Origin of the sequence: Candidatus Ruminimicrobium bovinum, assembly GCF_902760015.1 — a bacterium.
Classification (GTDB): domain Bacteria; phylum Elusimicrobiota; class Endomicrobiia; order Endomicrobiales; family Endomicrobiaceae; genus Ruminimicrobium; species Ruminimicrobium bovinum.
In genome coordinates this window covers 1-6160 of sequence record NZ_CACWEU010000244.1, presented here as the reverse complement: position 1 = coordinate 6160, position 6160 = coordinate 1, and the positions used below count along the sequence as shown (strand labels likewise).

At 31.2% G+C, this 6160-nt stretch carries 7 protein-coding genes; all 7 read left to right on the top strand.

Translation table 11 applies throughout. The features are described 5' to 3' along the window. Window positions 1–2052, top strand: a 2052-nt coding sequence (gene pheT / locus ACMUOV_RS08275; protein ID WP_413854666.1) for a phenylalanine--tRNA ligase subunit beta, incomplete at its 5' end; no start/stop codon positions are given. Between the two features lie 91 nt (window positions 2053–2143). Next, a complete protein-coding gene (locus ACMUOV_RS08270) occupies window positions 2144–3043 on the top strand; it encodes a lysophospholipid acyltransferase family protein (RefSeq protein WP_413854664.1) in 900 nt (299 codons plus the stop codon). Beyond that, entirely contained in the window at window positions 3015–3560 is a 546-nt protein-coding gene (gene lptC, locus ACMUOV_RS08265; protein ID WP_413854663.1) for an LPS export ABC transporter periplasmic protein LptC, read from the top strand. The genes ACMUOV_RS08270 and lptC overlap by 29 nt, the downstream gene beginning before the upstream one ends. After that, entirely contained in the window at window positions 3553–4257 is a 705-nt protein-coding gene (locus ACMUOV_RS08260) for an LptA/OstA family protein (RefSeq protein WP_413854662.1), read from the top strand. The genes lptC and ACMUOV_RS08260 overlap by 8 nt, the downstream gene beginning before the upstream one ends. Before the next feature lie 40 nt (window positions 4258–4297). Continuing rightward, window positions 4298–5017, top strand: a complete 720-nt coding sequence (gene lptB, locus ACMUOV_RS08255) for an LPS export ABC transporter ATP-binding protein (protein WP_413854661.1) — start codon at window positions 4298–4300, stop codon at window positions 5015–5017. Between the two features lie 14 nt (window positions 5018–5031). Continuing rightward, a complete protein-coding gene (gene miaA, locus ACMUOV_RS08250) occupies window positions 5032–5928 on the top strand; it encodes a tRNA (adenosine(37)-N6)-dimethylallyltransferase MiaA (RefSeq protein ID WP_413854660.1) in 897 nt (298 codons plus the stop codon). Then, on the top strand, window positions 5925–6160 hold a 236-nt coding region (gene folK / locus ACMUOV_RS08245; RefSeq protein ID WP_413854659.1), incomplete at its 3' end, for a 2-amino-4-hydroxy-6-hydroxymethyldihydropteridine diphosphokinase. The genes miaA and folK, both read left to right, overlap by 4 nt.

Here is a 6160-nt window from a genome sequence, read left to right as displayed (position 1 = left end):
GCATCAAAAATAAGGGGTGTAGCTTCCGAAGGTATGATATGTTCGGAAGAAGAACTCGGTTTAAAAGAATCTTCCGACGGTATAATGGTTCTTGATGAAAATACTCCGCTCGGTAAAAAACTTGAAGATGTTTTAACCGATATAGATACCGTTTTGGAAATAGAAATAACAACCAACAGAGGCGATTGTTTAAGCCACTGGGGTGTTGCAAGAGAAATTGCCGCAAAATTACAAAAAATTCCGGTTCTTCCTCAAATAAAAACAACAAAATTCAACGAAAAAAATTTAATTGATATTCAAGCCGCGGATTTATGTTCAAGGTATATAGGTTGTTACATAAAAGGTGTTAAAATTGCACCTTCTCCGAAGTGGATGAAAGACAAGCTTGAAATATGCGGTATAAAATCAATAAACAATGTTGTTGATATTACAAATTATATTCTTTTGGAATTGGGGCATCCGTTGCATGCTTTTGATGCTTCAACAATAAGTAACGGTAAAGTTATTGTCAGAAGAGCAAAAGATAAAGAACAAATTAAAACACTTGACGGTAAACTTCACGAACTTAATAATAACGACTTGATTATTGCCGATTCTTCAAAACCTTTGGCGATAGCGGGTGTTATAGGCGGAGAATTTTCTTCAATACGGGAAACAACTGCCGATATATTTTTGGAAAGTGCGGTTTTTAATCCCGGAAGTATAAGAAAAACCGCGAGAAAGTTAAATATTTCCACCGATGCTTCATACAGATACGAAAGGGGAACATCGTGGGAAGTTGCCGAAATGGCAAGTTGGCGTGCAATAAATTTAATTTGTGAACTTGCCGGGGGAAGATTGGAATTTAGGGAAGATTATAATTGCCCGGATAATGAAAAAATTGAAATTAAGTTAAGAATAGAAAAAGTAACAAAATTATTGGGTTATGAAATAGACGAAAAAACAATAGCAAATATTTTAAGGTTTTTGGGAATAGAAATAAATTCCGTAACGCAAAATATTCTTATGGCAAAAATTCCTTCGTGGAGAAACGATATTAAAGAAGAAGTTGATTTAATAGAAGAAATAGCAAGAATAGACGGATATGATAAAATTCCGGTTGTTACAAATTCCAATACTTTTGTTAACGATAAAAATGAAAATTTATCGGATAAATTCGTAAAAAATTTAACAAATTCTTTAGTCGGCTTGGGTTTTTGCGAAGCATTAAATTACAGCTTTGCCGAAATAAAAGATTTGAATAAACTTTATTTGGATTATTATTATAAAATAGCAAATCCTATTTCAAAAGAAAATGAAGTTTTAAGGTCAAGCTTACTTGTAAGTTTGTTGAAAAATTTTTATTTCAATGTAGGGCAGGGAAATACCGATATAAAATTATTTGAAACCGGTAAAATATTTGATGCAAAAGGCGAAAGAACAAATATTGCCGTTTTAATGGCAGGTTCAATATGGCAAACATGGTGGAAGTGGACGGAACAAAAAATAAATCCCGTATTTGATTTTTATTTTGCAAGCGGAATAGTAAAAAATATTTTACCTGCGGATTTTATTGTATCGGAAAATAAAACCCCCGCAAAATATTATCATCCCGGTAAAACGGCAGCCATAGTTTATAGAGGAAAACAAGTCGGAAGTTTCGGTGTTTTAAGACCTGATATAATAGAAGATTTTTCAAATGAAGTTGTTTATATGGAACTTGATGTTGACGGCATAAGTGCAAATTGCTCTTATAAATCCGTTGCTTATAAACCCGTAACAAAATATCCTATCGTAAAAAGGGATATTTCGATAGTATGTGATAAAAAAATTGAATTTAATAAAATAGAAAAAGTTATCAAAAAAGTTTCAAAAGATAACGGTATATTAAAAGATTTTACCGTTTTTTCAATTTATGAAAGTGATAAGTTGGGAGAAGGTAAAATAAGCTATTCGTTAAGGTTATTTTATAAACATAATGACAGAACGTTAAAAGATGACGAAGTAAATACTGATATGCAGTTTCTGTTGGATAAATTAAACGGTGAATTGAAAATTACATTGAGAACCTAAATTAGAGGATACGAAGTATTCGGCTTAGCTCTCGGCTAAGAAATTCCGTAAGGATTTCCAACTCGGCTGAAAAATCGCGGAGCATTTTTATATGAAAAAATATATCAGAAAATGTTATTATTACGGTGCATATATATTTTCAAAAACAATAGTTTTGCTTCCTTATAATTTTGCGGTTAATAAATTTGCAAATTTTATGGGAACACTTGTTTATTATATCGTTAAAGATGCACGGCTTAAAGCAAGAAAACACCTTTCAATGTGCTTTCCGGATAAAACAAAACAGGAAATAGAAAAAATAGTCAAAACAATTTTTCAATATGAAACAAAAAATTTTATCGAATTATTATATTTCCCGAAAATGAGTAATGAATTTTTTGATTCGATTGCCTCAATAACAAACGAACAAAAAGAAATATTTGACAAATTGTTAAAAAGAAAAAAAGGGCTTTTTGCATTAAGTGCACATTTCGGTAATTGGGAAATGGTAGCTGCGGGTTTTGCAAAAGTTTATCCGGTAAATGTTGTTGCAAAAAAAATATATATAGACGAATTGAACGATATGCTTGTTAAATACAGAAACTCAAGAAACGTAAAAGTTATTCTTCGTTCCGAAACATCTTCTGCAAGAAAAATGCTGAAAGCATTAAAAAACAACGAAATAATTGCAATGTTGATAGACCAGGATACAAAAGTTCAAAGTGTTTTTGTGGATTTTTTCGGAATGCCTGCATCAACACCTTTAGGGCTTGCATCAATTGCTTTAAAAACAGGAACACCCGTGGTTTTGTGCTTGGATAAAAGACTTCCCGGCGGAAAACATACTTTTATTGTAAGTGATGAAATCGTCCCGCCTGCTTCTTGCGGTAATTTTGATGAAGATGTTAAAAATTTTACGGCAAAAATGACAAAATATCTTGAAAAAAATATAAAAGAAAATCCTGAACAATGGGTATGGTTTCATGAAAGATGGAAAACAAAACAAGTATAATAAAATAAAGTTGTTTTTACTTTTTATATTTTTAACATTTTCATTTTGTGCATGTAACAATGAAGATGAAAGTAATATTATTGAAGAAACTCCTCCTACAACCGAACAAACAATAGAAAAATTTGTAATAACCGAAACCAAAGACGGCAAAATAAATACCGTTTTGGAAGCCGAGTCGGCAGTAATTGATGAAAAAAACAAAATGGTATATTTGATGTTACCGAAAGTTAAATTTTATCAGGACGGTAAATTTATGTCAATTTTAATTTCGGAAACCGGCGAGGTAAATTTGGATAACAATAACATAAAAGCACTCGGCAAATGTACTCTTGATACCGCCGAAAACGAACATTTGCAAACAAGGGATGTTTCTTATGATGCTTCAACCAAAATGATATCTTCCGATAACGATATTAAAATTACAAGAAAAACCGAAACAATTTACGGAAAAGGTTTTAAATCCGATATCGATTTAAATAAAATTACAATAAAAAAACAAAGGGTTTTAATTGATTAAAAAAATATTTTTTACAATTATGTGTTGTTTATGTTTTTATTGCTTTGCCGCAGGCGGGCAGGTAAAAGAACAAACCGAAATTACCGGTGAAATGATGACATTGAAGGAAAACGAAAATGCCGTTATTTTTACCGGCGGTGCAAAAGTTGTTCGCGGTGATAAAACAATAAAAGCGGACAGAATGGAATATAAAAAAACAACAGGGTTAATAAATGCTTACGGAAATGTTAAGTTCTTTTTAAATAATAAAGACGGTAAAGTAAATGCTTTTGCACAAAATGCGGTATATAATGTTGATAATTATACGGGTAAATTATGGGGCGGTAAACCTTTAATAGAATATAATGTTAAAGATTCAACGGAAGTTATAAAACTATATGCCGATACTTTTTATTTGGAAAATGCACTTGAAACCGCAAGAGCCGAAAGCAATGTTGAAATAATTTCTTCATCGGGAACAATAATTTCGGATAATGCTTTAATTGATAAAAAATCAAAAACTTTGTATATGCATAAAGATATAAAAAAACCGCAGGTAACCGCTTTTCGGGAAGATAAAACTGCCGTTTTTGAAGCCGATGAAATTTATATGCTTTATGAAGATAAAACAGTTACAATGAAAAATAACGTTAAAGGTAAAATAACAATTGAAAGTGACAATTTAGAAGATTTGAAGATTAAAGGATTGGAAGAATAGAATCTAAAATTTGTCAAAGGCAATTTTTAAAGGAGTAAAAATGATATTGTCGGCAAAGTCGTTATATAAAAAATATAAACAAAGAATGGTTGTAAATTCCATAAGCATAAAGGTTGCACAAGGTGAAATTGTAGGTTTGCTCGGTCCTAACGGTGCAGGTAAAACAACCACTTTTTATATGACGGTAGGTTTAATTGAACCTTACGACGGAAATGTTTTTCTTGACAATATGAATATAACAAAAGAGCCGATGTATAAAAGAGCAAGACAAGGTATAGGTTATCTACCGCAGGAAACATCAATATTCAGGGGGCTAACCGTAGAACAGAATTTAATGGCAATAGCTCAAACTTTAAATATATCCAAAAAGCAACAAAAAGAAAAAGTTGATTCTTTACTTGAAGATTTCGGCCTTACAAGGTTAAGAAAGCAAATAACCACAACTTTGTCGGGCGGTGAAAAAAGAAGATGCGAAATAGCAAGAGCATTGGTTAACGATCCTAAATTCCTGTTATTGGATGAACCGTTTGTCGGTATAGACCCGATAACCGTAGCCGATATTCAAAAAATAATTTCAAAGTTAAAAGACAGGGGCTTGGGTATTTTAATTACCGATCATAATGTCAGAGAAACGTTGGAAATTATAGACAGAGCGTATATTATTTACGAAGGTAAAATATTATTGGAAGGCAGTGCCGAAGAACTTTTAAGCAGTGAAAAAGCAAGAAAAGTTTATCTCGGCGAAAATTTTAAAATGTAGTTTTTCTTTTCAATATGGATACAAATCAAACAATAATCGTTTCCGGGCCTACCGCCGCAGGAAAAACATCTTATGCAATAAATTTGTGTAAAAAAATTAACGGTGAAATTATTTCGGCGGATTCAAGACAGGTTTACAAATATCTTGATATAGGAACAAATAAAGACGGAATTCTTGATGGAAATATTCGTAAAACAGACGGAATTAATCAATATTTAACCGATATAATAAATCCAGATGAAAAATATACGGTAAAAAAATTTGAACAAACCGCAACCGAATTGGAAAGTAAAATTATAAAAACAGGAAAAGTTCCCGTAATAGTAGGCGGAACGGGCTTATATATTAAAGCATTTTTATACGGATTGGACGAGTTGCCCGATTCAAACGAACAAATAAGAAACGAAATTCAAAATGATATAACTTCAAAAGGGCTTGACTATGTTTATAAACAGCTTGAAAAGGTTGATAAAGAAGCCGCAATAAAAAATAAGGGAAACACTCAAAGAATAATAAGGGCACTTGAAGTTTACAGAATAACGTCAAAAACAATGACGGAACTTTTAAATAAAAAAAAGCCGAAAAATAAAAAATTCAAACATATAGTATTATTAAAAGACAGGCAAATTTTATACGATATAATAAATAAAAGATGTGAAAAAATGATAAATTCCGGTATGATTGAAGAAACCGAGAAAGTATTAAAAATGGGTTATGCAAAAAATTGTTACGGCTTAACGGGTGTAGGATATAAACATATAGTTCAATTTTTGGACAATAAAATTACAAAACAACAACTTATCGAACAATTTTCAAAGGATACAAGAAATTATGCCAAAAGGCAAATTACATGGTTTAAAAATCAACCCGATATAACAATTGTTAATATTGATGATAAGGAACGGTTATGACAATTTGTTATTTATCATTCGGCTCAAATATAGGTAACAGAAAAAAAAATATAGAAAAAGCATTGGAACAACTTGAAAAAAATAATATAAAAAAAATTGTTGTTTCGTCATTTTATGAAACGGAACCGGTCGGACCTGCTCAAAGAAATTTTTATAATATTGCAGGTAAATTTAAAACCGAATTGCCACCGGTTGAACTTTTAAAAAAAATAAAAGAAACAGAAGTTTTATT